This is a genomic window from Croceitalea sp. W27, assembly GCF_055693185.1.
Map to the genome: position 1 here is coordinate 2,857,865 of NZ_CM146327.1, position 26,106 is coordinate 2,883,970.

Consider the following 26,106-nt stretch of genomic DNA (forward strand, 5'->3'; position numbering starts at 1 on the left):
ATAACATTTAAAACTATCGAATCATGCAAAAAATATTAAAGATTGTATTAATAGTTATCGGAGTTATAGGGGCTGTCCTAAGCTTCTTCTTCATGCCGTCAGGTGATGATCCCGAAGCTATTAACAGCGGAGCGATTGACCTAATGTTTGTTTTGACATGGGTTCTTCTAATAGCTGCCGCCGCATTGGCATTGTTTTTTGGTCTAAAGAAAATGATGACTACGCCGGGCGGACTCAAAAAAGCGCTTTTCGCTTTAGGTGGATTAGCGGTAATTGTAGCTATTTCTTATGGATTATCTTCAGGAGATGAGGCTAAATCGATTGCTGACGCAATGGCTGACAAAGGTGCAACCGAAAGTACGGTAAAGAATATAGGAATGGGATTAAATGTCTTCTTCATTCTTACAGTAGTGGCCGTGGCACTAATGGTCTGGTCAGGAGTTAAAAAAATATTCGTTAAGTAAAAATATAAGTTATGCCTAGAAGAAAAGGAGCACCAGAGGTAAATGCTGGTTCTATGGCGGACATTGCTTTCTTGCTACTTATCTTTTTCTTGGTTACTACAACCATAGAAACAGATGCAGGGCTAGATAGAATGCTTCCTCCAATGGAGCCACCAGAAGATATTGATGTTGTAATTAAGCAAAAAAATATTTTTACGGTAAACATCAATAGAAACGGACAACTACTGGTGGAAGAAGAGATAATGGATATTAAGAATCTAAGGGAAGCTGCAATTGCTTTTCTAGATAACGGAGGAGCACCTTCTGGAAGCCCAGAATATTGTAATTATTGCAAGGGTAAAAGAGATGCTAGTTCTTCGGATAATCCTGATAAGGCGATTATATCCCTTAAGAACGACAGAGAAACAAAGTATAGCACATACATCACAGTTCAGAATGAATTGGTCGGGGCCTATAACGATTTACGTAATCGTGAAGCGCAACGTTTGTATGGTACTGACTTTGTTAAAATGGAAGCTGAATATTTGAATCCGGAAACCCCGAGCAGTGTTAGAGATGAACTCAAGGATAAAGTAAAAAGAATTCAAGAGTTGTTTCCACAAAAACTATCGGAAGCTGAAACTTCTAAGAACCAATAAAAAAGAATAGATGGCAAAATTTGCAAAAAAGAAAGACGGAGAATTACCTGCGGTTTCAACGGCATCACTTCCTGATATTGTTTTTATGTTATTGTTTTTCTTTATGACGGTTACTGTTATGAAGGATAGCTCAATAATGGTAGAGAATACCTTACCAAATGCAACTGAAATTAAGAAGTTGGAAAAGAAAGACCGTGTGATTTATATTTTCGCAGGTAAGCCAACTAGAGAATACGCAAGTGTATATGGTACAGAAACTAGAATTCAATTGAATGATAAGTTCGCTAGTGTTGATGAAGTAGGTTCTTATATTTTGGCCGAGCGTGCCAAAAAGCCACAAGAATTACAAAATGTATTGACAACTGCTTTAAAAGTTGATAAAGAGGCCAATATGGGCTTGATATCAGATATTAAGCAAGAATTAAGAAAAGTAAATGCCCTTAAAGTAAATTATACTACTTTCGAAGGCGATGCTTTTAATAACCTGCAGTAGGAGTAGGTATTAGACTAAAATTTAGTTTTAAAACGCTTTAGATGATAAATCTGGAGCGTTTTTTGTTTTATTTTGCTGTATGCGAATAATTAGAGCAGTAATAATCATAATTAGTTGTTTCTTATCATTTTTAAAGGTGCAAAGTCAAGATAGCACCGAAGTTGAACCTATAGTAGCTTCTAGATACCTAGAAGATCAGTTCTATGCAGGTTTAGCTTATAATGTTTTACTAAACAAACCAGAAGGGGTCATACAGAGAAACTTATCGTACGGACTTCAGTTGGGTTTTATTAAAGATATCCCCATAAATACAAAGCGAAATTTTGGTTTTGGGTTAGGTGTAGGTTATGGGACTAATTCTTATTACAGTAATATTATAGCAGAAGATTTAGGTTCTGATATTAATTATAGACTCCCAATTGCTGCAGATAGTTTGAATCGTACTAAGTTTGAAACACACGCGGTTGAATTTCCATTTGAACTACGATGGAGAACTTCTAATGCTACCGATTACAAGTTTTGGAGAATTTACGGAGGGGTAAAAGCAGCTTATCTCTTTTCACGAAAATCAAAGTTTATTTCTGAAAACAAAAACAGCAATATTAGCTTTCAAAATAATGATATTTCACAATGGCAATATGGGTTAACACTCAATTTTGGGTATAACACCTGGAATGTTCACTTGTATTATAGTTTAAATCCATTACTTGAAAATAACGCTACTTTAAATAATGAAGCTATAGAAATACAGCCTTTAAGGGTTGGGGTTATCTTCTATATTCTATAGCCAAAATTTAAATAGAAACAATTGAGAGCACGCCCCAACAATAAAGCCTATGACCAATTCGGGTGTAGTGTGTGCTTTTAAATAGAGCCTAGATGTTGCTACTAGACCACTTAAGAGTGTAGCCATTCCTATAGCTATAGTAATATTAACTTCGAAATGAATACTTAACCCAACCAAAAATAAAAGCAAACTTCCCATGCCAAGAAGATGAATGCTTGTTTTAAACTTTAAAAGTAGTAATACGAACAACGAAACAGAAGCGGTGAGCAATCCTACAAAGAAAAAATAAAGCTCGCTAATGTAATTCTGGGGTATTACTTTATATAAGATCATCAGATATAGAGCAATGCTAATGAGTAATGGATATTTTCTTTCTTGAATTGTAGGCGCAAAAACTGAGGTTACGAGCTTTAAATTCTTAAGAATCAGAAAAAAGATTATCGGAATAATTACGGTTAAGATGAAAATTGGTAAAATATTTCCGCTTTGTTGCGCTAAAGAACTATATGGAGCAATAGCAAAATAGGCAAGGGTTCCGCCGATAGGTATGAAAAGAGGATGAAAAATGTAAGAGATAACTTTTAGAAAACGTGTCATTAGATTTGTTTTCTAAGCCTAGCCACAGGTATGCCTAGTTGCTCGCGGTACTTGGCGACCGTTCGCCTTGCAATTGGATAGCCTTTTTCTTTGAGAATTTTAGCTAATTTGTCATCGGTCAATGGTTTCTTTTTTTCTTCCTCACCAATAACCGTTTCTAAAATCTTTTTTATTTCTCTTGTAGAAACATCTTCTCCCTGCTCATTTTTCATTGATTCAGAGAAAAATTCTTTAATCAATTTTGTTCCGTAAGGAGTGTCAACATATTTGCTATTGGCCACACGTGATACCGTAGATACATCCATATGGATTTTATCGGCGATATCTTTTAGTATCATGGGCCTTAGTTTGCGTTCATCACCAGTTAAAAAATACTCTTTCTGATATTCCATAATAGTATTCATGGTAACAAATAAGGTCTGCTGTCGCTGTTTAATTGCGTCTATAAACCATTTTGCAGCGTCTAACTTCTGCTTGATAAAGACAACAGTATCTTTTTGTGATTTAGACTTCTCTTTGGCGTCTTTATAGCCTTGTAGCATATTGCTATAATCTCTTGAGACATGTAACTCTGGTGCATTACGTCCATTTAAGGTCAGTTCTAATTCACCATCTACAATTTTGATAGAAAAGTCAGGTACAACATGCTCTACCATTCTATTATTGCCCGAATAAGAACCTCCTGGTTTTGGATTGAGTTTTTCAATTTCGCCAATGGCATCTTTTAGTTGCTCTTCTTTGATGTCGTATTTTAAAAGAAGTTTGCTGTAATGTTTCTTGGTAAACTGTTCAAAAGACCTTTCAAGAATTGAAATGGCCAATTCGATTGAAGGAGTCGGTTCTTTCCTTTTTAATTGAATGATCAGGCATTCGTCCAAAGTTCTGGCCGCTACCCCGGGCGGGTCTAGCTCTTGAACTATTTTTAAAACCTTTTCTATTTTATCTTCTTCAGTATAAATATTTTGTGTGAAGGCCAGATCATCCATAATATCCGTTAAGGGCCTTCTTATATACCCGCTTTCATCAACACTACCCACAAGAAATTCAGCTATTGCCCATTCTTCATCTGATAAATAAACTGTATTGAGTTGGCTTAATAGATATTGATTGAATGATGTGCCCGCAGCGTAGGGAATACTCTTTTCATCGTCATCAGCACTGTAATTACTCGTCTGGGTGCGGTAATCAGGTACTTCATCATCACTGAGATAATCGTCTATGTTGATGTCTTCTGCGCTTATAGATTCACTGTCGGTAGTATCATCAAAGGTATCGTCATAAGGGTCTTCTATGTCTTCATTTTCAGCTTTACCACTTTCCAACGCCGGATTCTCTTCCAATTCTTGTTTTAATCGCTGTTCAAAAGCCTGTGTAGGCAGTTGAATCAGCTTCATCAACTGAATTTGTTGAGGCGATAATTTTTGTGAAAGCTTAAACTGTAAATGTTGTTTGAGCATATGTGATTTTCCTTACTTATAAAGTTAAAGAATTCAATTTAAAAAGACGCGTTCTGCGGTGTCCTTGGAAAAGGAATAACATCTCTAATATTGCCCATTCCCGTTGAGAATTGCACTAGACGCTCAAAACCAAGACCAAAGCCACTATGTTCTGCTGTACCAAACTTACGTAAATCTAGATACCACCAGAGTTCTTCTTCCTCAATACCTAGGTCTGCCATTTTTTGTTGTAGTACTTCAAGGCGTTCTTCTCGTTGCGAGCCACCGACAATTTCCCCAATTCCTGGAAAAAGAACATCCATTGCCCGAACTGTCTTCTCATCTTCATTTAAACGCATATAAAAAGCCTTAATTTTAGCAGGGTAATCAAATAGAATAACAGGACATTTAAAGTGTTTTTCTACTAAAAAACGTTCATGCTCACTTTGCAAATCTGCACCCCATTGATTAATAATATAGTCGAATTTTTTCTTTTTATTCGGCTTTGAGTTTCTCAATATTTCAATGGCCTCAGTGTAAGATACACGCTTAAAATTATTGTCTACTACAAATCTTAATTTTTCAATCAAAGGCATCTCACTTCGCTCTGCCTGAGGTTTTGATTTTTCTTCATCTAACAGACGTTTTTCCAAGAACTGTAGATCGTCTTGGCAATTGTCTAAAACATAGTTGATGACCCATTTTATAAAATCTTCGGCCAAGTCCATATTCATATCCAAATCATAGAAAGCCATTTCTGGCTCTATCATCCAGAATTCAGCTAAATGACGTGAAGTATTCGAATTTTCTGCTCTAAAAGTCGGACCGAAGGTATATACTTTACCTAGCCCCATAGCATAAGCTTCTGCTTCTAATTGACCTGAAACAGTTAGGTTGGTTTCTTTGCCGAAGAAATCCTCTTTGTAGTTTACGGCGCCATCATCATTTAGGGGAGGGTTTTTAGCATCTAAGGTAGTCACCCTAAACATTTCTCCTGCGCCTTCGGCATCTGAACCGGTTACAATTGGAGCATGAAAGTAATAGAATCCGTTTTGTTGAAAATAGGTGTGTACAGCATAAGATAGTGCCGAACGAACCCGCATTACAGCCGAAAACGTATTCGTGCGAACTCTTAAATGTGCTTTTTCACGTAAAAACTCGAGAGAATGCTTTTTAGGTTGTATCGGGTAGCTATCTGCATCTGCTTTTCCATGAATAAATAATGATGATACCTGAATTTCTACATTTTGTCCCTTACCCTGACTTTCTACAAGCGCTCCTTTTACTCTAATAGCAGCGCCAGTTGAGATTCCTTTGATTAATTCTTCATCAAAATTTTCAAAATCGATTACGCATTGGATGTTATTTATGGTAGAACCATCGTTTAGGGCAATAAAGCGATTACTCCTAAAGGTTTTTACCCATCCGTTAATTTCTACTTCTTGTGAAGTAGGTTGTGTTTCAAGCAATTCTTTGACAGAAATGAGTTTCATTCTTAAGCGTATAAATTAGGGTTCAAAGATAGGTTTTTGCCTAAAGAAAGTGAAGTTGAAAGCTTCTATTTACTTTTAGGACTTTCGTCTTCTTTTGGTAAAATATTTATCTGAGGCTTTTTGAATACTTTTTTGTTGGCGATGTTTTTCTCTAAAGAGAGTAAAAGAGATGGAAGTAGAATTAGGTTAGACAACATTGCAAAGAGTAAAGTAGCCGAAACTAAGCCTCCCAAAGCTTTGGTTCCTCCAAAACTAGAAACGATAAAAACCGAAAAACCGAAAAATAAGACAATCGAGGTGTAGAACATACTAACCCCGGTTTCGCGCAATGCATTATAAACCGATTTTTTAATTTGCCAACGATTGGCTATCAACTCTTGTCGGTATTTTGCCAAAAAGTGAATCGTATCATCTACAGAAATGCCAAAAGCAATACTAAATACTAGGATAGTTGAGGGTTTTATAGGTACTCCTAAATAACCCATAAGGCCCGCTGTAATAACCAGGGGCAATAGATTCGGCACCAGTGAAATCAATATCATTCTAAACGAACGAAATAGATAGGCCATAAATAATGAAATCAAGCCAATGGCCAAGGCTAGGGATAACAACAAATTTTTGACCAAATACTTTGTCCCTTTTAAGAATAAAAGAGCTTTACCTGTAATAAAAACATTGTAGCGCTCTTTGGGAAATATTTTGGCTATGGATTTAATTAAATCGGATTCGATTTCTTCCATGCGCTCTGTTTTTACGTCGCGCATAAAAGTGGTCATTCTTGCTGTTTGCCCAGTACTATCTACAAAGCTTTCAAGTAAGTTTCCATTATCGGCAGATTTTCGTGCCACATCCATGATAAAGGTATTCTCTTGAGAGGTTGGAAGCTGATAGTATTTCGGAATGCCATTGTAGAATGCTTGTTTGGAATACTTAACCAAATTAACCACCGAGACAGATTTAGAGAGTTCGGGGGTCTCACTAATTTCCGTTGCCAATTGGTCCATTCTACGCAGTGTGGCAGGTTTTAAAATACCGTTTTTTTGTTTGGTATCCACTACAACTTCGACCGGCATGATGCCATCGAACTCCTCTTCAAAAAAGCGAACATCGTTCACAAATTTTGTATTTTTTGGCAGGTCTTCGATTCTGCTGCCAGTGATTTCGATTTGATATATACCAACAATACTCAATACCAAAACGATGACGGAAGTTATGTAGACCGCTATACGATGGTTTCTAACTATGCGCTCCATCCAATTCACAAACAAATCAATCCATTTTTTGTTCAAGTGCTTTAAATGCTTTGTCTTTGGTAAAGGCATAAAGCTATAAAGTATGGGTATTATCAGTAATGACAACATAAAAATGCAAAGGATATTTATGGAAGCTACAATTCCAAATTCCTTAAGTAGGTCACTATCTAATATGATAAAGGTTGCAAATCCTGATGCCGTTGTGACATTGGTCATTAGAGTAGCATTTCCAATTTTGGAAATTACTCGTTGTAACGAAAGCGCTTGATTGCCATGCTTTTTTACTTCTTGCTGGTATTTATTGATTAAGAAAATACAGTTGGGAATACCAATTACGATTATTAAAGGCGGAATGAGCGCCGTAAGAATGGTAATTTCATATTTAAATAAACCGAGTATGCCGAAGGCCCACATTACCCCTATAATTACAACGAACATTGAAATAAAGGTGGCTCTAAAGCTTCTAAAAAAGAAGAAAAATATGATGGATGTAACTAATAAGGCTCCTAGAATGAAAATTCCGATTTCATCTATTATGATTTTTGAATTCCAGGTTCTAATGTAAGGCATGCCCGAAACTCGTACGTCTAATCCGGTTTCTTTCTCAAAGTCGTCCACAAGACCTTCTAAATCGTTTAGAATAAATTCGTTTCTAACAGGTTCGTTTAGTATGTCTTTGTCCATGTAGACAACCATTCTAACAGAGCCACTTTCCTTGTTAAAAAGCAAGTTTTCATAAAATGGCAAGTCATTAAAGAGATGTTCCTTTAAAGCAATAACTTCCTCTTTTGTTTTTGCTGGCGAATCAAGAAATGGCTTTAGGAAAAACTCTTGTTTTTCGTTGTCTTTGACCAATTCCTTTAAATTTTCCGTAGATATAACAAAATCAGTTTCTGGGATAGCTTCAAATTGCTTGCTAAGCTTGTTCCAGCGATTGAAATTTTCAGGTAAAAACAGTAAGCTGTCTTTGATAGCAAGAACAATGGCATTGTCTTCTTGACCAAATAGTTTGACAAAAGCTTCGTATTGTACAGTTTCAGGATGGTCATCGGGCAGAATATTCGCTTCTGTATTAGAGAAGCGCATGTTTTTCCATTGTAGCCCCAAAAAAACTGTGGCGGCTACAATACCCAGTAAAATTAATATTCTATTGCGAAGGATTAGTCGTGCAAGACCCGCCCAAAATCCTTGAAAAAGCTTTTTTAGCATTTCAATTTAATTGTTGGCAAAGGTAGAAAATCATTGCTTGTGTACCTAAGGAAAGGCTAGGGATCTAAAGACGAAGAAATTATACTTTCATTATCTCCGCTTCCTTAACTTCAAATACACTATCTATTTTTTTGATATAGTTATCGGTTAAGGCTTGCACATCAACCTCGGCGTTGGCTAAGAGGTCTTCAGAAATATCCAACTTTTTAAGCTCTTTATTGGCTTCTTGGCGAGCACTGCGAACACTGACTTTAGCATCTTCAGCTTCGCTTTTGGCCTGCTTTACCAAATCGCGTCTTCTCTCTTCGGTTAATGGCGGAACATTGATAATAATCATTTCGCCATTGTTCATAGGGTTGAATCCTAAATTGGCATTCATGATTGCCGTCTCTATGTCTTGAAGCAGACTTTTTTCCCATGGCTGTACCGAAATGGTTCTGGCATCTGGGGTATTTACATTTGAAACTTGACCTAACGGAGTAGGGGAGCCATAATATTCAACCATAACAGTTGAGAGCATTACAGGGCTAGCCTTACCGGCTCTAATTTTTATAAAAGCTTTTTCAAGATGGGTCATGGCAGCTTCCATACCCTCTTTAGTGGTGTCAATTATAAATGTTACGTCTTCGTTCATAATCGTATTCTTTTTAATTCATCAACCAATTATTGTGCCAGCACTACACGTTTACAAGTGTTCCAATACTTTCTCCTGAAACAATTTTCATCAAATTACCCCTAGTATTCATATCGAAAACAATTATTGGTAGTTCATTTTCTTGACTTAGCGTAAATGCTGTGGTATCCATAACTTTTAGCCCCTTGCTAAGTACTTCTTTAAAGGATAGATTGTCAAATTTAGTGGCATTTTTATCTTTTTCTGGGTCTGAAGTGTAAATTCCATCTACACGTGTGCCCTTTAGAATAACGTCGGCCTTAATTTCTATTGCCCTGAGTACTGCTGCAGAATCCGTTGTGAAATAAGGATTTCCAGTTCCACCACCAAAAATTACAACGCGACCTTTTTCAAGGTGTCGCATTGCTCTTCTGCGAATAAAGGGTTCTGCAACCTCATTGATTTTTATAGCAGTTTGTACCCTTGTCTCTACCCCTTGAATTTCAAGAGCACTTTGCAAAGCCAAACTGTTGATTACGGTTGCCAACATGCCCATATGATCGCCTTGAACACGGTCCATACCTTGACTTGCGCCGGCCAATCCTCTAAAAATATTTCCACCCCCTATAACGATAGCTAGCTCTACCCCTTTTGCCATTACAGCTTTGATGTCTTCTGCATATTCTGCAATTCTTTTTGGGTCAATGCCATATTGCTGGTCTCCCATTAAGGCTTCGCCACTTAACTTTAAAAGAATTCTTTTGTATTGCATCTATCGTTTTTATGAAATCGGAACAAAAATAATCAAAAAAAATTACGCTATTTCGAGATAAATGGAAGATTGTAAAACAAAAAACCCTGACCTACTGGTCAGGGTTTTTATTCTATAAATAAAAGGAAATTATCCTAGAGCGACCCTAGAAAAACCTGTTACTTCTAAACTAGAATCAACAGATTTTACATATTGAGCAACGCTTTGCTTATTATCTTTAATGAAGGCCTGATTTATTAAAGTGTTGTCTTTAAAGAAACGCTTCAATTTACCTTTTGCAATATTTTCCAACATTGCTTCTGGTTTTCCTTCTTGACGTAATTGATCTTTTGCAATTTCAATTTCTTTATCAATAACAGATTGATCAACACCTTCTTCATTTAAAGCAACGGGGTTCATTGCAGCTGCTTGCATAGCAACATCTTTTGCAGCTTCAGCGGCCCCATCAACTGCAGCAGATAGGCCTACTAATGTTGCAATTTTGTTTCCTGCATGAATGTACGACCCAACAAAGGGAGCACTTAATTTTTCAAAACTTCCAATTTCAATTTTCTCACCAATTACTCCAGTTTGTTCCGTTAATTTTTCAGAAACGGTCATTCCGTTGTAAGAAGCGTTCATGAAATCATCTTTATTGTCAAAACCTAAGGCTAAATCGGCTAGTTCGTTAGCTAAGGTTACAAAAGTTTCATTCTTTGCTACGAAATCGGTTTCACAATTCAATGAAATTATGACACCGTTACTATTGTTAGCATCAACCTTTGCAATTGCTGCTCCCTCCGAAGAATCTCTATCGGCTCTTTTCGCAGCAACTTTTTGACCCTTCTTGCGAAGAATTTCAATTGCTTTGTCAAAATCACCGTCAGCTTCAACTAATGCATTTTTACAATCCATCATACCAGCTCCGGTAGTCTTTCTTAATTTATTTACTTCAGCGGCTGTAATCTTTGCCATTTGTATACTTTTTTAAAATTTATGTATTGTAAGAGGCCACATTGGCCATCTTGTTATTCGTAATTGTTGAACTACTCTTCAGAATCTTCAACACCACCTTTGGTGTTGTCTTGCCACTCTTTAAGTTCGTCCCATTTTCCATCGGCCGCCATTTTGGCTTGTTTTGGCCAAGATGCAGGTTCTAAGTGGGCTAACCTTGGGCTAGCATCTGTAAGAATAGTTTTTATAGCCTCTGGTTTGGCTTTTGCTAAATCAGCGTATGTAGCGATACTTGCTGCAACTAGTGCCTCGGCTGCTTTTGGGCCTATACCTTCAACCTTCGTTAGGTCGTCGGCTTTGACTTTCGCTGGAGCCTTCTTTTTTGGCTCTTCTTTTGCTGGGGCAGCTTCAACTTTTTCTTTTACTTCTTTTTCAGCTTTTGGCGCTGCAGCCTTTTCTTTTGGCTTGGCTTCTTCCTTACCTTCTTTATCTCCTTGTTTTTCGGCTTTTCTTTCTGCTAGACCTTCTGCTACAGCTTCGGTAACAGCACCCATGATAACCTCGATAGATTTACCGGCATCGTCATTTGCAGGAATAATAAAATCGATAGGTCTTGGGTCAGAATTGGTATCCACCATGGCAAAAATTGGAATATTCAATTTTTGAGCTTCTTTCACGGCAATATGTTCACGCATGGTATCAACAATAAAAATTGCTCCAGGTAGACGTGTCATCTCAGAGATAGAACCTAAGTTTTTCTCTAGCTTAGCTCTTAAACGATCAACCTGTAAACGCTCTTTCTTTGAAAGGGTAAGAAATGTTCCGTCTTTCTTCATTCTATCAATAGAGGCCATTTTTTTAACAGCTTTTCTGATAGTAACAAAATTGGTCAACATACCGCCGGGCCATCTTTCTGTAATGAAAGGCATGTTTACATTAGAAACCTTTTCGGCAACGATGTCTTTCGCTTGTTTTTTGGTAGCTACAAAAAGGATTTTTCTTCCAGATGCCGCAATTTTCCTTAAAGCCTCATTGGCCTCATCTAATTTTGCAACCGTTTTGTAAAGATTGATAACGTGAATACCGTTGCGCTCCATGTAGATGTAAGGAGCCATGTTTGGATTCCACTTTCTTGTTAGGTGCCCAAAATGCACACCTGCTTCTAATAATTGTTTTACTTCGACTTTCGCCATTTTTAAATTTAGTTTACGTTCTTTTGAATTAGCAATGAAAAAGTGGTATCCAAAAACCGGAGTTAAGGAAGCCTTTATCATTTAGATGCTAAACTAATTTACCCAAAGCTTATAGTAAGCTGCCATTGGTATTGGCTTTTGGGATTTTTTAATTGCTTTTGCCAACAGGCAAAAACTTTCAATGAACTTTGTTAGAAAATATAATAGAGGCACCCAAAAAGGATGCCTTGTAATCTTGTATTAACGTTTAGAGAACTGGAATTTCTTACGAGCTTTCTTCTGTCCGAATTTCTTACGCTCTACCATTCTTGGATCTCTAGTAAGCAAACCTTCTGGTTTTAAAACAGCTCTGTTTTCAGCATCTATTTCGCACATTGCTCTAGACAATGCTAAACGAACCGCTTCTGCCTGCCCAGTTATTCCACCGCCGTATACATTTACTTTAACGTCGTAGTTTCCATCAGTTTCAGTAAGTGTAAAAGGTTGTTTTACCTTGTATTGTAATGTTGCAGTAGAAAAATATTCCTCTAGCGTTCTTTTGTTAACGGTAATGTTTCCTTTTCCTTCAGAAACGTATACACGAGCTACGGCTGTTTTTCTTCTCCCAATTTTATGAATAACGTCCATTATTTGTAGTCGTTTAGGTTAATTGCTTTAGGTTTTTGAGCTTCTTGACCATGCTCAGCTCCAGCATATACTTTTAGGTTTCTGAATAAATCAGCACCCAATTTATTTTTAGGAAGCATTCCCTTTACGGATTTCTCTATAATTCTTTCAGGATGCTTTTCCAACAATTCAGAAGCACTTGTTGAACGTTGACCACCTGGGTAACCTGTATATCTTAAATAGGTTTTATCGTTCCACTTATTTCCGCTCATTTGAACTTTCTCAGCATTGATAACAACTACATTGTCACCACAATCTACGTGAGGAGTAAAGTTTGGCTTGTACTTTCCTCTTAATATTTTGGCAACTTTAGACGCCAATCTACCTAATGTCTGTCCTTCAGCATCAACCAATACCCATTGCTTATCAACGGTAGACTTATTGGCAGAAATCGTTTTGTAACTTAATGTATCCACTTCTCGAAATAGTATTAAATTTTGTAATCGTTCCCGAATAACGGGCTGCAAATGTACAATTATTAGATTGAATTGCAAATGGTTGGGAAAGAATATTTTTTAATTTTTAGAATAATTAAAATGTCATCAAAAAGGATTGAAAAGATTTTTGTTAAAAAAACATTAAAACTCCTTTTTACTGTAACTCTTCGAGATTAGGTAAGTCTTTACTACACATCTAATCAAAAAACGAACGTCGTGAGAAATCCAACCTTTTTTCTTGCCCTTGTTCTGTCTTCTTGCTGGCTAAACGCTCAAGAGAACGAACAAACGCAAGATACTACAGAAGTTATTCCCAAAAGAATTTATTTGACAAAACCATTAGGTTCAGAAAAGACTCCGATTGTTGATGGTCTTTTAGATGACAACGCATGGAATATTGTGGAGTGGACAAGTGATTACATTGAAAATCAGCCTGATGAAAATACACCTCCTAGTTATCAGACAAAATTTAAAATTTTATATGATAGCAAATACCTATATATAGGTGTACGATGTTATGATGATGAACCTGATGAAATCGTAAAAAGACTTTCTAGAAGAGATGGTTTTGAGGGAGATTGGGTAGAATTTAATATTGATAGTTATCATGACAAGCGTACTGCATTTTCTTTTACAGTTACGGCGGCAGGGGTAAAGGGAGATGAATTTATTTCTAACAATGGTAATAATTGGGATGGCAGCTGGAACCCAATTTGGTATACCAAAACTAATATAGATGGTGAAGGTTGGACTGCCGAATTAAAGATTCCGCTAAGTCAATTAAAATTTGGTAGTTCTGACAATCAAGTTTGGGGGTTACAATCAACACGACGATTTTTTAGGGGAGAAGAACGTTCTTTATGGCAGCGCAAGCCAGTTGATCAGCCGGGTTGGGTGAGTGAATTTGGAGAATTACATGGATTGAAAAATATTGAGCCCCAAAAACAGTTGGAAATTCAGCCATACACTGTTGCGAGTGGTGAGACGTATGAAGCTGAGGAAGGAAACCCATTTCGAGATGGAAATGAAACCAATCTTACGGTTGGGCTTGATGCAAAAATTGGTATTACAAACGACCTGACTTTAGATTTAACGGTAAACCCCGATTTTGGTCAGGTTGAGGCAGATCCTTCTGCTATTGCATTAGATGGATTTCAAATTTTCTTTCGTGAGCAACGTCCATTTTTTGTAGAGAACAAGAACATTTTTGACTTTAATATTTCTCAATCTGAAGCGGGAAACACATTTGGTTCGGATAATGTGTTTTACTCGCGTCGAATAGGACGTAGTCCTCAGGGCTTTCCTAATACCTCTGATGGAGAATTTGTTGAAATTCCAGATAATACCCAAATAATAGGTGCCGCAAAATTTAGCGGAAAAACTAAAGATGGTTGGGCTTTGGGTGTTTTAGAAAGTGTCACGGCCAAAAAGTATGCTACGATAGATAATAATGGAGAACGAAGAAGAGAAGTCGTAGAACCTTTAACCAATTACTTCGTTGGGCGAGTTCAAAAAGATTTTAATGATAGAAATTCTTTTGTTGGGGGAGTTTTTACTGCAACCAATCGTGATAACCTTACTGAAGGGTTGAATTTTTTGCATAAATCCGCTTATACCGGAGGTTTGGATTTTAAACACCAATGGAACAATCGTGATTGGTATTTTGGTGGGAATATTATTTTGAGCCACGTTCAAGGAAGTGAAGAAGCCATTGAAAATACGCAGAGATCAATAACTAGATTGTTTCAGCGAGTAGGCGCTGATCATGTTGAAGTTGATGAGACTAAAACAACACTAACAGGAACAGGAGGAGATGTAAAAATCGGCAAGATTGGTAATGGACATTGGCGTTTTGAATCTGGGGGCACATGGCGCTCACCAGAACTTGAGTTGAATGATTTAGGTTTTCAACGACAGGCAGATGATATTAGACATTACACTTGGGTAGGATATCAAACTTTAAAGCCGGATAGCACTTTTAGACGGGTTGGTATTAATTACAACCATTGGACCGCTTGGGATTTTGAGGGTAACCACAATTACCTTCAATTTAATACCAACAGTTGGCAAAACTGGAAAAATAACTGGTTCACTAATGCTGGATTTAACTATGCTCCTGTTCAATATTCAAACTTTGCACTCAGAGGAGGTCCCCGGTTAAGGCAATCGCCATGGGGTAGTTTTTGGAATGGAATCAATACGGACAATAGAAAAAAAGTGCGCTTTAATGTTTTTCATAATGGTCGTAAAGCGGTAGATAATTCTTTTAACTCATATTTTATTAGGGCAGGTGTAACCTATCAGCCCGTAGATGCTATTCGGGTTTCCGCTTTTCCTTCATATAATATCAATAATGATAAGTTGCAATTTGTAAGTAATCTTGATGTAAATGGGGCGCCCAGATATCTAAATGGAGAAATTGAACAACGCACTTTAAGCATGTCCTTTAGGTTAAATTATACCATTAATCCTAATCTAACTATTCAATATTGGGGGCAGCCTTTTATTTCTAGAGGCAGGTATTCTAATTTTAAGCATGTAAATGATGCTACGGCAAAACGTTTTGAAAATCGTTTTGTGCAATATGACAACAATCAAGTTTCTTTAGCAGATGGCACTTACAGTGTTGATGAAGATTTGAATGGAGTAACCGATTTCAGTTTTGGTAATCCAGATTTTTCTTTTGTACAGTTTCGTTCAAATTTAGTCGTTCGTTGGGAGTATATACCTGGCTCAGAAATTTTTCTAGTATGGTCTCAAGATGTATCGCAATCAGGTGATCCAAGTCAAGGTTTATTTACAGGCTTGGGCGACAATATTTTCGGACAAAAACCACAAAACATCTTTCTGTTAAAGGCAACCTATCGATTTGTTTTATGACAGTAATACTGTTAATTAAAAATTAAACTAAGGGCTTCTATCATTGAAGCCCTTTATTTTTGGGTATTCATCAAGCCAGACCAATTTCATCATGCAAAAAACGCTCTTTACACTTTTTGCTATGTGCGCTTTTTTTAGCACAAAAGCACAAGATTCGATTGCCCCCGTTCCCAAATTCGTTTATACCACAAAGCCCATAAAAGGTAATAATGCACCAATAATAGATGGCACTTTAAATGACCAAGCCTGGGGTTTGGTAGATTGGTCCGAAGCGTTTGTCGAAAGAGAACCAGATGAAAATACCCCGCCAAGCGAACAATCAAAGTTTAAGATTCTTTATGACGATAAATTCCTCTATGTTGCATACAGATGTTACGATTCAGAACCCGATAAAATAGAGCGAAGATTGTCACGACGCGATGATTTTGCTGGTGATAGAATAGCCATAATTATCGATAGTTATCATGATAAGAGAACGGCATTTTCTTTTACAACAACGGCCGCGGGGGTTAAAGGTGATGAGTTTGTATCTGAAAATGGAAACAACTTTGATGATAGTTGGAACCCGATTTGGTATACCGCTTCAAACATTGATAGCCAGGGTTGGACGGCGGAAGCTAAAATTCCGTTCAGCCAGTTAAAGTTCGGAAAAGCTAAGGAGCAAATCTGGGGGCTACAGGTTACCCGGTTATTTTTCAGGGCTCAAGAACGCTCTGTATGGCAGCGCGTACCCCAAGATTTATCGGGCTTTGTTAGTGAATTTGGTGAGCTGCATGGGTTAATAGATATTGAGCCTCAGAAACAATTGGAAATTCAGCCTTTTGTTGTGAAACAATATGATACTTACCCGGCAGAAGAAGGAAACCCTTTTAGAGATGGATCTGACTTTAGATTAAATGGCGGTCTAGATGCCAAAATCGGAATCACCAACGACTTGACCTTAGACCTAACGGTTAATCCAGATTTTGGTCAGGTAGAGGCAGACCCTGGAGCGATTGCGCTTGATGGTTTTCAGATATTCTTTCGAGAACAACGCCCTTTTTTTGTAGAAAACAAGAATATTTTTGATTATGAATTTGCAAATGGAAATGACAATGTTTTTTACAGCCGTCGTATAGGCAGAAGTCCACAAGGTTTTCCAAATTTGGATGCGGGGGAATTTGCCAATGTGCCTAATAATACAGCAATTCTAGGTGCAGCTAAATTCTCAGGAAAGACCAAAAACGGCTGGTCCATTGGTTTATTGGAAAGCGTGACCGGTAAAGTTTTTGCAGAAGTGGATTCAAACGGCGACCGTCGAGAGGAATTGGTTGAACCTTTTACCAATTATTTGGTAGGCAGACTTCAAAAAGATTTTAATGAGAGAAATTCTTTTGTTGGAGGAATTTTTACCGCAACCAACCGCAAGTTAGAAGGTAATTTAGACTTTTTGCACGAAGCGGCATATACCGGAGGATTGGATTTTAGACACAGTTGGCAGAATAGAAATTACTATATAGAGGGTAATATTGTTACAAGTCATGTCACCGGAAGCCCAGAAGCAATATTAAGAACGCAACAAAGTCTGGCTCATCTGTTTCAGAGAACAGATGCCACTCATGTTGAAGTTGACCCAACAAGAACTTCGCTTACCGGAACTGGAGGGAAGCTAAATTTTGGCAAATCGGGTGGCGGAAACTGGCGATTTGAAACTGGTGGTTTCTGGCGCTCTCCAGAGCTAGAATTAAACGATGTTGGTTTTTTAAGGCAGGCCGATGATATTAGGCAGTTCGCCAATCTTCAGTATCTTTTTTTAAAACCGACAAAATTACTGCGCACGGCTAGTTTGACATTAGGTCAGAGTAGCGCCTTTGATTTTGAAGGCAACTATAATAGAGTTCAATATGATTTTCGAGGCTTTATAAACTATGCAAATAATTGGTTTACCGAAGGTGGCGCAACACACAAACCTCGTATTTTCTTGAATACGATTTTACGCGGTGGCCCACGCTGGCGTTTTAATGAAGAAAATTTCTTTTTTGTTTTTGCTGGAACGGATAGAAGTAAAAAATTTAATGCTACCGTCGGTTATGTTAATAGTCAAGCTCAACAAGATAATTTTTCTTTGGTGAGATATGTTTTAAGAACGCGATACCAGCCTTTTGATGCTTTTAGTCTTTCACTTAATTTTGAATACGAAGAGAACCCAAGCAAAACACAGTATATCACTGAAAGAGATTTTCTAGGTACACCACGCTATATTTTAGGCGAAATAGATCAACGGACCTTCAGTACAACCTTGCGTTTTAATTATAGTATCAATCCAAATTTAAGTATTCAGTATTATGGGCAGCCTTTTATTTCAAGAGGAACATACACCAATTTTAATTTTGTAAATAATGCTGCTGCCGAAGACCTTAATGAACGAATAAGTCTTTATAACGCTAACCAAATTTCACAATCGACAGACAATACTTTTCTAATTGACGAAGATTTGGACTCCGTTACGGATTATGAGTTTAATGACCCAGATTTTTCATTTGTCCAGTTTCGTTCCAATTTGGTGGTTCGTTGGGAATACATTCCAGGTTCCGAAGTATTTTTAGTCTGGTCTCAGGGTGTTACGGGATTTGGTGACCCTTCCGATTCTTTAGGTCGTAGTCTGGATAATCAAATTTTAGGTCAGAAAAGAGACAACACCTTTTTGCTTAAAGCCACTTACCGATTTATCTTATAATCAGTAATTTACTTACGATACACTATTGTTTTCTTTTTTTCGTTCTGAACAGTACGAATTAAAACAACAGACATGAAAAAAGGTATAATTGCAATTTTAACTGTATTCACTTTAGCCAGCTGCTCTACGGATGGTGAAGATAATGAGATGTTGGAGGGTTCGGCCTTAGTGGGAACCTGGAATATGACGGATGTACGTTTTCCAGAAGACCCCAATGATACCTCGTTGAATTTAGCTGATGAAATTGTAGATCGATTAGTGGAAGAAGGCTGCGTTTTGGTAAGTTTTACTTTTAATGCTGATGGAACAGCTTCTGCCGATAATAAGGTAAATTACATTGAGGTCAATGTTGGTACTATGGGCTTGGATGTTCCTTGTCCAGCGCAAAGTGATACTGAAACCACAGTATGGACTTTAGTGGGAGATCAATTGACTTTCATCAATGAAAATCAAGAAGAAGAGACCATAACTATAGAATTAGACGGAAATACCTTAATTATATTGGGTGAGGCTATCAATGCAGAGAATTACGCTGGTGCTGAGGTAGTTTTTACGAGGCAATAGTTTTAAGATAATTAAGAAAAACACAGCCTATTGGAAACAATGGGCTTTATTTTTTTAAAGCCTTTACCAAGGCCTCATTGGCCTCTTGCGTTCCAATGGTAATTCTAATTTTTCCTGGAGCTCCAAATTGAGAAACAGGCCTTACCATTATACCTTGCTCCATAAGCATATCGGTAAATTCAAATTCTGGTAAGGGCGGGTCAATTATAAAGAAGTTTCCTTGTGTTGGCCAGTATTTAATTCTCAGTTTATCAAATTCAGCGGTCAAATACTTTCTACCGACTTGAACGGTTTTTACGGTTTCTGCGATAAAGTCGGTATCATTTAAAGCGCCTATTGCTGCTTCAATTGAAGTAATAGGTAAAAGAAAAGGTTTATGAATTTGCCGAACGTAATTGGCAATGGTTTCCGTGGTATAGCAATAACCTATTCGCTGGCCCGCCAAACCGTAGGTCTTGGAAAAGCTATTTACAGCGACCACATTATGTCCTTCCGTTACGTAAGGTAAACCCGAAATATAATCTTCAGCATCGGCAAAATGACGATAAACTTCATCAAAAACGATAACAATATCTTTAGGAATTCGAGTAAAGAAATCATCTAGAACCGATTTTGGAATATAGGTTCCAGTAGGGTTATTAGGACTAGTCAGAAAAATGATTTTTGTTTTGTCCGTAACTGCATTTAAAATGCCTTCTATATCTAAATCATAAGTGGTATTCAATAAAGGAACATCTACCTGTTTTGCACCGTACCATCTAGAAAATACGGCATAGGGTAAAAAACATGGGTTGGAGTAAATCACTTCATCACCTTCATTGACAAAAGCCCTAAGAAGCATATCAATAATTTCTGAACCACTGTTTCCGCAGATAAATTGATTTGCATTTAATTGTCCATCAAAATCTTTTACAAGCGCCTCACGCAATCGAATATCCGTTTGGTCTGGATAAACATCAATATGTTTAGCTGCCTTTAACAAAGCTTCAGTTGCCTTTGGAGACTGCCCTAGGGGATTTTCGTTAGAAGATAGTTTATATATTTTTTTTCCATTGGAAGTGGGCGGATTTTTACCCCCTTGATAAACTTCTTTTGGTTTTAAGTGTGTTTTGAATATCGACTCAATTGTCTTGCTCATCCATTAAATTTTTCTGCATGCATTAATATGCTCAAAGCTTGTTTTGTATGGCCCGCCTCTAAAACTTCTTTCGCTATTTTATGTAATTCCGATTTTTTGGTCAGGTCTTTAATGTCTTCGTGATCAGCAACTTTTTCGATTTCTGTAAGGGTTGGTAACTCTTCCACATTGCCCAAACGCCCAAGATTGTTACCTGTGAGTACAGAACTGTTACGAATATTTTCAGGTAATGCATTAACACCTATTCCTTTAGTACGTATTGGTTTCGGAATCTCAAAGAGTGAATCTCCACTTGAACGGGTATACCAACTACCTCCCATACGGCCAACTAAATCTAATTTTGTGGTGTCTAGCTTATCGTCCGTTAGGTATTTTTCATTGATATGGATGAGTTCTACCTTTGCAAGTATGAGGTTTCCAGAGCCCGGGGTATCTGCAAGCTCGATGACTTCAGTTACGGAACATTCAAAAGCTACCGGAGCTTCGCCAACTCTTGGGGGTTTCACTTTTTCACTAGCAACTTGGGTAAGACCGGCCTTTACAAATTCGTTCACCCCTTTGTCATAAGCAGTGCTAGATAAAGACATCTGCTCAACAATAGGATAGTTTACAATATTGATAACTACTTCAGGTACTTCCTTGACATTGATGTGCGTATGCTTTAAAGAATTGTCCCTACCACTTCGTGCAGGAGAAAAAATCATGATGGGCGGATTAGAACTAAAAACATTGAAAAAACTAAACGGACTCAAATTCACATTACCTTCCTTATCGATAGTGCTGGCAAAGCAAATGGGTCTCGGTGCTACCGCTGAAAGTAAGTAGGCGTGCAACTCGGGTTGTGGAATAGCGATAGGGTCTATGGTTTTTGTCATCGATGTTTTTATTTAGCTGGTAAAATCTTGGCAGATACCTCTCCAAAACCAACTCGTTTGCCATCTTTTTCAGCGAATCCTCTCATGGTAACCGTGTCGCCATCGTTAATGAATTTACGTTCGGTACCGTCCTTCATTTTTACGGGTTTGGTTCCCATCCAGGCTAATTCTAACATTGAGCCATAAGATTTTTCATCTTTTCCCGAGATAGTACCTGAGCCGTATAGGTCTCCTACATTGATATTACATCCATTTACGGTGTGGTGGGCAAGTTGCTGCTCCATATTCCAATACATGTATTTAAAGTTGGAACGGCATACGGTCTGTTCCTCGCTTTGTTCAGGTGTAATCCCCACTTCTAGGTGAATATCATAATTTTTCTCACCTTGATATTTTAAATAGGGTAATACTTCAGGTTTTTGTTCAGGCCCTGAAACTTTAAAAGGCTCTAGCGCTTCTAATGTAACTATCCAAGGTGAGATATGCGATGCGAAGTTCTTGGCCAAGAACGGTCCTAACGGTACATATTCCCATTTTTGAATGTCACGTGCCGACCAGTCATTTAATAAAACCAGTCCAAAAATATAATTGTCAGCTTCATCGGTAGAAATGGATTCTCCGAGTTTTGTGTTTTTTCCAGTAATAAAGCCCATTTCCAATTCAAAATCTACGCGCTGAGATGGTCCGAAAACCGGCTGTTTGGAATCATTAGGAATGGTTTGTCCTTTTGGTCTATGAACCGGTACTCCACTAACTACAATTGAACTTGCACGACCATGATAACCTACAGGAATATGTTTCCAGTTAGGCAATAATGCATTTTCTGGGTCGCGGAACATCTTACCCACATTGGTAGCATGTTCAATACTAGAATAGAAGTCGGTGTAGTCTCCTATGGCCACGGGCATATGCATTTCTGCGTCCACTTGTTTTACAAAAAGTTCTGGTTTTCCGGCCAAAATGGAATTGTCATCTTGTAGCCAAACCTGAATGTCTTTACGAACTTTTTTGGTTATCTGTTTTCCAAGAGAGATAAAGTCGTTCAAGGTATCTTTCTCGAATACGGCCGTATTAAATTCAAAAACATCAAGTTCTGCAAGGGCGGCTAAATCTAGAATGTGCTCACCAATAGCAACACCGGCCCTAGGGCTTCTATCGGCAGTGGAGAAAATTCCGAAAGGAATGTTGTGTATGGAAAAATCTGAGTTTTCAGGTATGTTTATTATCATTTTTATATAGATGTGAGTATTGAGATTTTAGATGTGAGTGCTTAATGAGATTTTTTCTCGATTCTCAAATCTATCGTCTCAAGTCTAATTTTTATTCTATCCAAGATTTGTAATACTTGCCATCATCAATTTTCATGGCATTTTCTGTCAATTGTAATGGTTTAAAAGTATCGATCATTACTGCTAATTCTTCTGTTTCTTTTTTACCGATACTCGCTTCGTAAGTTCCCGGATGCGGTCCATGAGGGATGCCGGCAGGGTGCAACGAAATATAACCAGGACCAATACCTGTTCTACTCATAAAATCGCCATCAACATAATACAGCATTTCATCAGAATCTATATTGCTATGGTTATATGGTGCAGGAATAGACTTCGGGTGATAATCGTACAACCGTGGGCAGAAAGAGCATATGACAAAAGCACTGGTCTCAAAAGTTTGATGCACTGGTGGCGGTTGATGAACACGACCGGTAATAGGCTCAAAATTGTGAATGGAAAATCCGTATGGATAATTATAACCATCCCAGCCAACGACATCAAAAGGGTGCGTTGCATAGACTAAGCTATGCAGCATGCCTTGCTTTTTAATTTTCATCACGAACTCACCTTTTTCATCGTGTGTTTGTAAATTTTCAGGCAGTTTGTAATCCCTTTCGCAAAAAGGGGAATGCTCTAACAACTGCCCAAACCAATTGCGATATCGTTTTGGCGTATAAATAGGGTGAAAAGACTCTGCATATAAAATGCGATTGTCTTCAGTATCAAACTCAATTTGATATATCATTCCGCGTGGAATGATAAGATAATCTCCATATTCAAAAGGAATATCCCCTAAAAAAGTTTTTAAGGTTCCGGTGCCTCTATGAATAAATAACATTTCATCGGCATCGGAATTCTTATAAAAATAAGAAGTCATCGATTTCTTTGGAGCGGCCAAACCAATATGAACATCGTTATTCACTAACATAGGTTCTCGAGATTCCAAAAAATCGGCTTTTGGCAATACATCAAACCCAATTAACTTTCTAGATTTAATGTGCTTCGCTTCCGCAATTTTTGGGCTCACATCAATTGCCTCACCGACCTCTTTTACCTGTGTTGGGCGATGAACATGGTAGAGTAGTGATGACATGCCATCAAACCCAATGGTCCCGAATAGTTGTTCATAGTATAGGCTTCCGTCAGGTTTTGTGAACTGCGTGTGTCGCTTCTGAGGAAACTGCCCGAGTTTATGATAAATAGGCATAACGTTGTTTTAAAGTTCAAATACAAGTTTCAGATTCAAGCTTAAAAAATAGCATCTTAAACCTGAAACTTTAAACCACACCTTAGTGCAAAGTACCTCTCAATTGTTGCTCAAGCTCGATAGCTTCAAAGAGTGCCTTAAAGTTACCTTTTCCAAATGACTGTGCACCTTTTCTTTGAATGATTTCAAAAAACATTGTCGGTCTTGGTTCAATTGGTCTGGTGAAAATTTGTAAAAGATAGCCTTCATCATCACGGTCTACCAAAATACCAAGCTCTTTTAATGGGGCAATGTCTTCGTCAATTTTACCTACACGATCGGTTACTGCATCGTAATAAGTATCAGGAATATTCAAGAATTCTATACCGCGACTTCTTAGATCACGAACAGTTTTTATAATATCGTCAGTGGCTACCGCAATATGTTGCACTCCTTCACCTTCGTAGAAATCTAAGTACTCTTCAACTTGGGATCTTTTGGCGCCTTCAGCAGGCTCATTAATAGGAAATTTAATCCTACCGTTTCCGTTGCTCATCACCTTACTCATTAGAGCCGTGTATTCTGTAGAAATATCATTATCGTCAAATGAAAGTATATTGACAAAGCCCATCACTTTTTCGTAGAATTCTACCCAGTGGTTCATACGATTCCAATCCACATTGCCTACCATATGGTCAACATATTTTAATCCTGTAGGGGCAGGGTTAAAGTCTGGAGTTTCCCAAGCGGTGTAACCTGGTAAGAATGTTCCCTTATAATCTTTACGTTCTACAAAAATATGAACTGTTTCACCGTAGGTATAGATTCCTGCACGAACTACTTTTCCGTTTTCATCTTCTTCTGTCACCGGCTCCATATAAGATTTGGCTCCTTTGCTCATGGCTGTGTTATAGGCGTAAGTGGCATCGTCTACCCACAAGGCGACTACTTTTACACCATCACCATGTGTGTCAATATGCTTTCCAATTTCGGTACCACTCTTTAGGGGCGAAGTTAATACCAATCGTATTTTATCTTGTATAACTACATAGCTTTCTCGGTCTTTTAAACCTGTTTGTAAGCCAGCATAAGCATATGATTGAAAGCCAAAGGCTGATTTATAGAAATGGGCCGCTTGCTTAGAGTTACCTACGTAAAGTTCAATATAATCTGTGCCATTGATAGGCATAAAGTCTTGAGCGTCTTCGTGCAATTTTGGTAAAGTTGTAGTTTCCATATGCTGTATATTTTGATGTGTTTTATTATAATTGTTGCTAATGCAACAAAAATACGTATTTTTGGAATACGAAAAGGTTTTAGTTTAATAATTTTAACTGTCATTCCTGCGAAAGCAGGAATCTATTTTGTTTAATGGATTCAGCATCAAGTGCGGAATGACAAAAGAGTGAATTATGCTCAATCAAATAGATGAAATTTCTGGTATTGGATTGCACTTAGATTTAGTGCTTAGAAAAGTGCAAGATGCCTATTTGAGAACTTTTCAAGAGCTACAACTAGATCTTACTATTGAGCAATGGGTAATTCTGTATCGAATTTATCAGTTGGGTGAGGAGGCTTCACAATCTGATATTGTAAAATCTAATTTTCGCAATCGGGCTACAACGTCTAGGGTAATAGGAAAGCTAGAGGGAAAAAAGTGGATAAAAAAAACACGTTTTGAAGGGGATTTCAAACGTTTTAAACTGGAGCTTACAAAGCGTGGGCAAGAGGTTATTGCACTCATCGAGCCCCATGCAAAACAGTTGCGTAGGCAAGCCATTAAAGGTTTGGATGTGCTGGAGTTTGAAACTTTTCTAAAAGTATTAGATCAGATTGGCGATAACTACGAAGAATAATTATTGGCAATCTTCTATTGGCAGACCAAGTTCATTTGCCAACTTGCGTCTTCTAATAGTTGACTTTTTCGGATTGGTGCGTAAAAAGCGGATAGGAATTTTTTCACCAATTTCTAAGGCATCAAAACAATTTTTACCCGCTACTAAAAATGTATTTTGAACGCTTTGGCCGTTGTGCTCAAAAGCGTAGGTCAGAAAATATTGAAACGCTTTTACATTAACGCGCCGATTACCCACTTTATCGATATATGAAACATCTTTTTCCTCTTTTTCAACAATATTGGCCGTACCATAAGTTCCATATTTTTTGATTTGGGCCTGCTCATAATAGTACAAAAAGCTAGAGGGTATGGTAAATAGAATTCCCAATAGCGGTAAGCCACCAAAAACAGCTCCAAAAATCCATAGAAAGGTAGTTTCGGTGCGAAGTCCCAAGTAAACTAAAAATATTCCCAATACTACGAACAGCAGCATAATTAGTAAGGGCCCGCTATTTTTTTGTAGCGAGGTTTTAGTGAATTGGAGTTTGTCGGATAGCGTTGACTTCATTTGACCTTTAAAAGCTTTGGGTTAAAATAGCATATAAATTGGAAAAACACGTTGTTTTGATTTAATGCTGTTTGTTTGAATTTTGCA

The 26,106-nt window shown here is 37.7% G+C and carries 24 protein-coding genes; 8 read left to right on the top strand and 16 right to left on the bottom strand.

Annotation, left to right across the window (positions count from 1 at the left end; translation table 11 throughout):
• The first annotated feature begins 23 nt into the window (after positions 1–23).
• From ACZ1GR_RS12970 to ACZ1GR_RS12985, 4 genes are all read left to right on the top strand, one after another.
• Positions 24–464 carry a hypothetical protein gene (locus tag ACZ1GR_RS12970; RefSeq protein ID WP_377768092.1) on the top strand — a complete coding sequence of 147 codons (441 nt, stop codon included), beginning with the start codon at positions 24–26 and terminating at the stop codon, positions 462–464.
• Positions 465–475: 11 nt separating this feature from the next.
• Complete coding sequence (locus tag ACZ1GR_RS12975) at positions 476–1,102, top strand: ExbD/TolR family protein (protein WP_377768093.1); 627 nt, start codon at positions 476–478, stop codon at positions 1,100–1,102.
• Between the two features lie 10 nt (positions 1,103–1,112).
• A complete protein-coding gene (locus ACZ1GR_RS12980; protein ID WP_377768094.1) occupies positions 1,113–1,595 on the top strand; it encodes an ExbD/TolR family protein in 483 nt (160 codons plus the stop codon).
• A gap of 79 nt (positions 1,596–1,674) precedes the next feature.
• Positions 1,675–2,382, top strand: a complete 708-nt coding sequence (locus tag ACZ1GR_RS12985; RefSeq protein ID WP_472609384.1) for a porin family protein — start codon at positions 1,675–1,677, stop codon at positions 2,380–2,382.
• On the opposite strand, the gene ACZ1GR_RS12990 is transcribed toward ACZ1GR_RS12985, so the two are convergent.
• From ACZ1GR_RS12990 to rplM, 10 genes are all read right to left on the bottom strand, one after another.
• Positions 2,377–2,979, bottom strand: a complete 603-nt coding sequence (locus ACZ1GR_RS12990) for a hypothetical protein (RefSeq protein WP_472609385.1) — start codon at positions 2,977–2,979, stop codon at positions 2,377–2,379. The genes ACZ1GR_RS12985 and ACZ1GR_RS12990 overlap by 6 nt on opposite strands.
• Positions 2,979–4,436, bottom strand: coding sequence for an RNA polymerase factor sigma-54 (gene rpoN / locus ACZ1GR_RS12995; protein WP_377768098.1), 1,458 nt, complete (start codon positions 4,434–4,436; stop codon positions 2,979–2,981). Before rpoN ends, ACZ1GR_RS12990 begins: the two co-directional genes overlap by 1 nt.
• Positions 4,437–4,474: 38 nt before the next feature.
• A complete protein-coding gene (gene asnS / locus ACZ1GR_RS13000) occupies positions 4,475–5,908 on the bottom strand; it encodes an asparagine--tRNA ligase (RefSeq protein ID WP_472609386.1) in 1,434 nt (477 codons plus the stop codon).
• Positions 5,909–5,973: 65 nt separating this feature from the next.
• The gene (locus tag ACZ1GR_RS13005) at positions 5,974–8,370 is read right to left on the bottom strand and encodes an efflux RND transporter permease subunit (protein WP_472609387.1); all 2,397 of its coding nucleotides are present in this window, start codon (positions 8,368–8,370) and stop codon (positions 5,974–5,976) included.
• 79 nt (positions 8,371–8,449) lie between these two features.
• Entirely contained in the window at positions 8,450–9,004 is a 555-nt protein-coding gene (gene frr, locus ACZ1GR_RS13010) for a ribosome recycling factor (protein WP_377768101.1), read from the bottom strand.
• A 43-nt stretch (positions 9,005–9,047) separates the two neighbouring features.
• Positions 9,048–9,755: a UMP kinase gene (gene pyrH, locus ACZ1GR_RS13015; protein WP_472609388.1), complete on the bottom strand. Its 708-nt coding sequence runs from the start codon at positions 9,753–9,755 to the stop codon at positions 9,048–9,050.
• Between the two features lie 129 nt (positions 9,756–9,884).
• A complete protein-coding gene (gene tsf, locus ACZ1GR_RS13020) occupies positions 9,885–10,709 on the bottom strand; it encodes a translation elongation factor Ts (RefSeq protein WP_472609389.1) in 825 nt (274 codons plus the stop codon).
• Between the two features lie 71 nt (positions 10,710–10,780).
• The gene (rpsB, locus tag ACZ1GR_RS13025; RefSeq protein WP_377768108.1) at positions 10,781–11,881 is read right to left on the bottom strand and encodes a 30S ribosomal protein S2; all 1,101 of its coding nucleotides are present in this window, start codon (positions 11,879–11,881) and stop codon (positions 10,781–10,783) included.
• Between the two features lie 240 nt (positions 11,882–12,121).
• Positions 12,122–12,508: a 30S ribosomal protein S9 gene (gene rpsI / locus ACZ1GR_RS13030; RefSeq protein WP_377768109.1), complete on the bottom strand. Its 387-nt coding sequence runs from the start codon at positions 12,506–12,508 to the stop codon at positions 12,122–12,124.
• Positions 12,508–12,963 carry a 50S ribosomal protein L13 gene (rplM, locus tag ACZ1GR_RS13035; RefSeq protein ID WP_377768110.1) on the bottom strand — a complete coding sequence of 152 codons (456 nt, stop codon included), beginning with the start codon at positions 12,961–12,963 and terminating at the stop codon, positions 12,508–12,510. Before rplM ends, rpsI begins: the two co-directional genes overlap by 1 nt.
• A gap of 270 nt (positions 12,964–13,233) precedes the next feature.
• Here rplM and ACZ1GR_RS13040 point away from each other — a divergent pair, with 270 nt between their 5' ends.
• The 3 genes from ACZ1GR_RS13040 (at position 13,234) to ACZ1GR_RS13050 (ending at position 19,144) form a co-directional block, all read left to right on the top strand.
• Positions 13,234–15,864: a DUF5916 domain-containing protein gene (locus ACZ1GR_RS13040; protein WP_472611817.1), complete on the top strand. Its 2,631-nt coding sequence runs from the start codon at positions 13,234–13,236 to the stop codon at positions 15,862–15,864.
• Positions 15,865–15,955: 91 nt separating this feature from the next.
• Positions 15,956–18,580: a DUF5916 domain-containing protein gene (locus tag ACZ1GR_RS13045; RefSeq protein WP_472609390.1), complete on the top strand. Its 2,625-nt coding sequence runs from the start codon at positions 15,956–15,958 to the stop codon at positions 18,578–18,580.
• 72 nt (positions 18,581–18,652) lie between these two features.
• A complete protein-coding gene (locus ACZ1GR_RS13050; protein WP_472609391.1) occupies positions 18,653–19,144 on the top strand; it encodes a lipocalin-like domain-containing protein in 492 nt (163 codons plus the stop codon).
• A 46-nt stretch (positions 19,145–19,190) separates the two neighbouring features.
• Here the strand turns inward: ACZ1GR_RS13050 and hisC are convergent, their stop codons facing one another.
• From hisC to hppD, 5 genes are all read right to left on the bottom strand, one after another.
• A complete protein-coding gene (hisC, locus tag ACZ1GR_RS13055; protein WP_472609392.1) occupies positions 19,191–20,282 on the bottom strand; it encodes a histidinol-phosphate transaminase in 1,092 nt (363 codons plus the stop codon).
• Positions 20,279–21,157 (bottom strand): flavin reductase family protein, encoded by an 879-nt coding sequence (locus tag ACZ1GR_RS13060; protein ID WP_472609393.1) that lies wholly within the window; start codon positions 21,155–21,157, stop codon positions 20,279–20,281. The genes hisC and ACZ1GR_RS13060 overlap by 4 nt, the downstream gene beginning before the upstream one ends.
• 8 nt (positions 21,158–21,165) lie before the next feature.
• Positions 21,166–22,392: a fumarylacetoacetase gene (fahA, locus tag ACZ1GR_RS13065; protein WP_472611818.1), complete on the bottom strand. Its 1,227-nt coding sequence runs from the start codon at positions 22,390–22,392 to the stop codon at positions 21,166–21,168.
• Positions 22,393–22,477: 85 nt separating this feature from the next.
• Positions 22,478–23,635 carry a homogentisate 1,2-dioxygenase gene (locus ACZ1GR_RS13070; protein WP_472609394.1) on the bottom strand — a complete coding sequence of 386 codons (1,158 nt, stop codon included), beginning with the start codon at positions 23,633–23,635 and terminating at the stop codon, positions 22,478–22,480.
• Between the two features lie 82 nt (positions 23,636–23,717).
• Positions 23,718–24,851: a 4-hydroxyphenylpyruvate dioxygenase gene (gene hppD, locus ACZ1GR_RS13075; protein WP_472609395.1), complete on the bottom strand. Its 1,134-nt coding sequence runs from the start codon at positions 24,849–24,851 to the stop codon at positions 23,718–23,720.
• A 175-nt stretch (positions 24,852–25,026) separates the two neighbouring features.
• Here hppD and ACZ1GR_RS13080 point away from each other — a divergent pair, with 175 nt between their 5' ends.
• Entirely contained in the window at positions 25,027–25,470 is a 444-nt protein-coding gene (locus ACZ1GR_RS13080; RefSeq protein WP_472609396.1) for a MarR family winged helix-turn-helix transcriptional regulator, read from the top strand.
• On the opposite strand, the gene ACZ1GR_RS13085 is transcribed toward ACZ1GR_RS13080, so the two are convergent.
• Positions 25,471–26,019: a hypothetical protein gene (locus ACZ1GR_RS13085; protein ID WP_472609397.1), complete on the bottom strand. Its 549-nt coding sequence runs from the start codon at positions 26,017–26,019 to the stop codon at positions 25,471–25,473.
• Positions 26,020–26,106: the final 87 nt, after the last annotated feature.

Coding starts and splice junctions, on each gene's coding strand:
- frr (WP_377768101.1), bottom strand. CDS start 9,004: ATGAACGAAGACGTAACATTTATAATTGACACCACTAAAGAGGGTATG.
- tsf (WP_472609389.1), bottom strand. CDS start 10,709: ATGGCAAAGATTACAGCCGCTGAAGTAAATAAATTAAGAAAGACTACC.
- ACZ1GR_RS12980 (WP_377768094.1), top strand. CDS start 1,113: ATGGCAAAATTTGCAAAAAAGAAAGACGGAGAATTACCTGCGGTTTCA.
- ACZ1GR_RS13070 (WP_472609394.1), bottom strand. CDS start 23,635: ATGCCTATTTATCATAAACTCGGGCAGTTTCCTCAGAAGCGACACACG.
- ACZ1GR_RS12970 (WP_377768092.1), top strand. CDS start 24: ATGCAAAAAATATTAAAGATTGTATTAATAGTTATCGGAGTTATAGGG.
- rpoN (WP_377768098.1), bottom strand. CDS start 4,436: ATGCTCAAACAACATTTACAGTTTAAGCTTTCACAAAAATTATCGCCT.
- ACZ1GR_RS13060 (WP_472609393.1), bottom strand. CDS start 21,157: ATGACAAAAACCATAGACCCTATCGCTATTCCACAACCCGAGTTGCAC.
- pyrH (WP_472609388.1), bottom strand. CDS start 9,755: ATGCAATACAAAAGAATTCTTTTAAAGTTAAGTGGCGAAGCCTTAATG.
- ACZ1GR_RS13005 (WP_472609387.1), bottom strand. CDS start 8,370: ATGCTAAAAAAGCTTTTTCAAGGATTTTGGGCGGGTCTTGCACGACTA.
- hppD (WP_472609395.1), bottom strand. CDS start 24,851: ATGGAAACTACAACTTTACCAAAATTGCACGAAGACGCTCAAGACTTT.
- ACZ1GR_RS12985 (WP_472609384.1), top strand. CDS start 1,675: ATGCGAATAATTAGAGCAGTAATAATCATAATTAGTTGTTTCTTATCA.
- rpsB (WP_377768108.1), bottom strand. CDS start 11,881: ATGGCGAAAGTCGAAGTAAAACAATTATTAGAAGCAGGTGTGCATTTT.
- hisC (WP_472609392.1), bottom strand. CDS start 20,282: ATGAGCAAGACAATTGAGTCGATATTCAAAACACACTTAAAACCAAAA.
- ACZ1GR_RS12990 (WP_472609385.1), bottom strand. CDS start 2,979: ATGACACGTTTTCTAAAAGTTATCTCTTACATTTTTCATCCTCTTTTC.
- ACZ1GR_RS13045 (WP_472609390.1), top strand. CDS start 15,956: ATGCAAAAAACGCTCTTTACACTTTTTGCTATGTGCGCTTTTTTTAGC.
- ACZ1GR_RS13050 (WP_472609391.1), top strand. CDS start 18,653: ATGAAAAAAGGTATAATTGCAATTTTAACTGTATTCACTTTAGCCAGC.
- ACZ1GR_RS13085 (WP_472609397.1), bottom strand. CDS start 26,019: ATGAAGTCAACGCTATCCGACAAACTCCAATTCACTAAAACCTCGCTA.
- ACZ1GR_RS12975 (WP_377768093.1), top strand. CDS start 476: ATGCCTAGAAGAAAAGGAGCACCAGAGGTAAATGCTGGTTCTATGGCG.
- asnS (WP_472609386.1), bottom strand. CDS start 5,908: ATGAAACTCATTTCTGTCAAAGAATTGCTTGAAACACAACCTACTTCA.
- ACZ1GR_RS13080 (WP_472609396.1), top strand. CDS start 25,027: ATGCTCAATCAAATAGATGAAATTTCTGGTATTGGATTGCACTTAGAT.
- rpsI (WP_377768109.1), bottom strand. CDS start 12,508: ATGGACGTTATTCATAAAATTGGGAGAAGAAAAACAGCCGTAGCTCGT.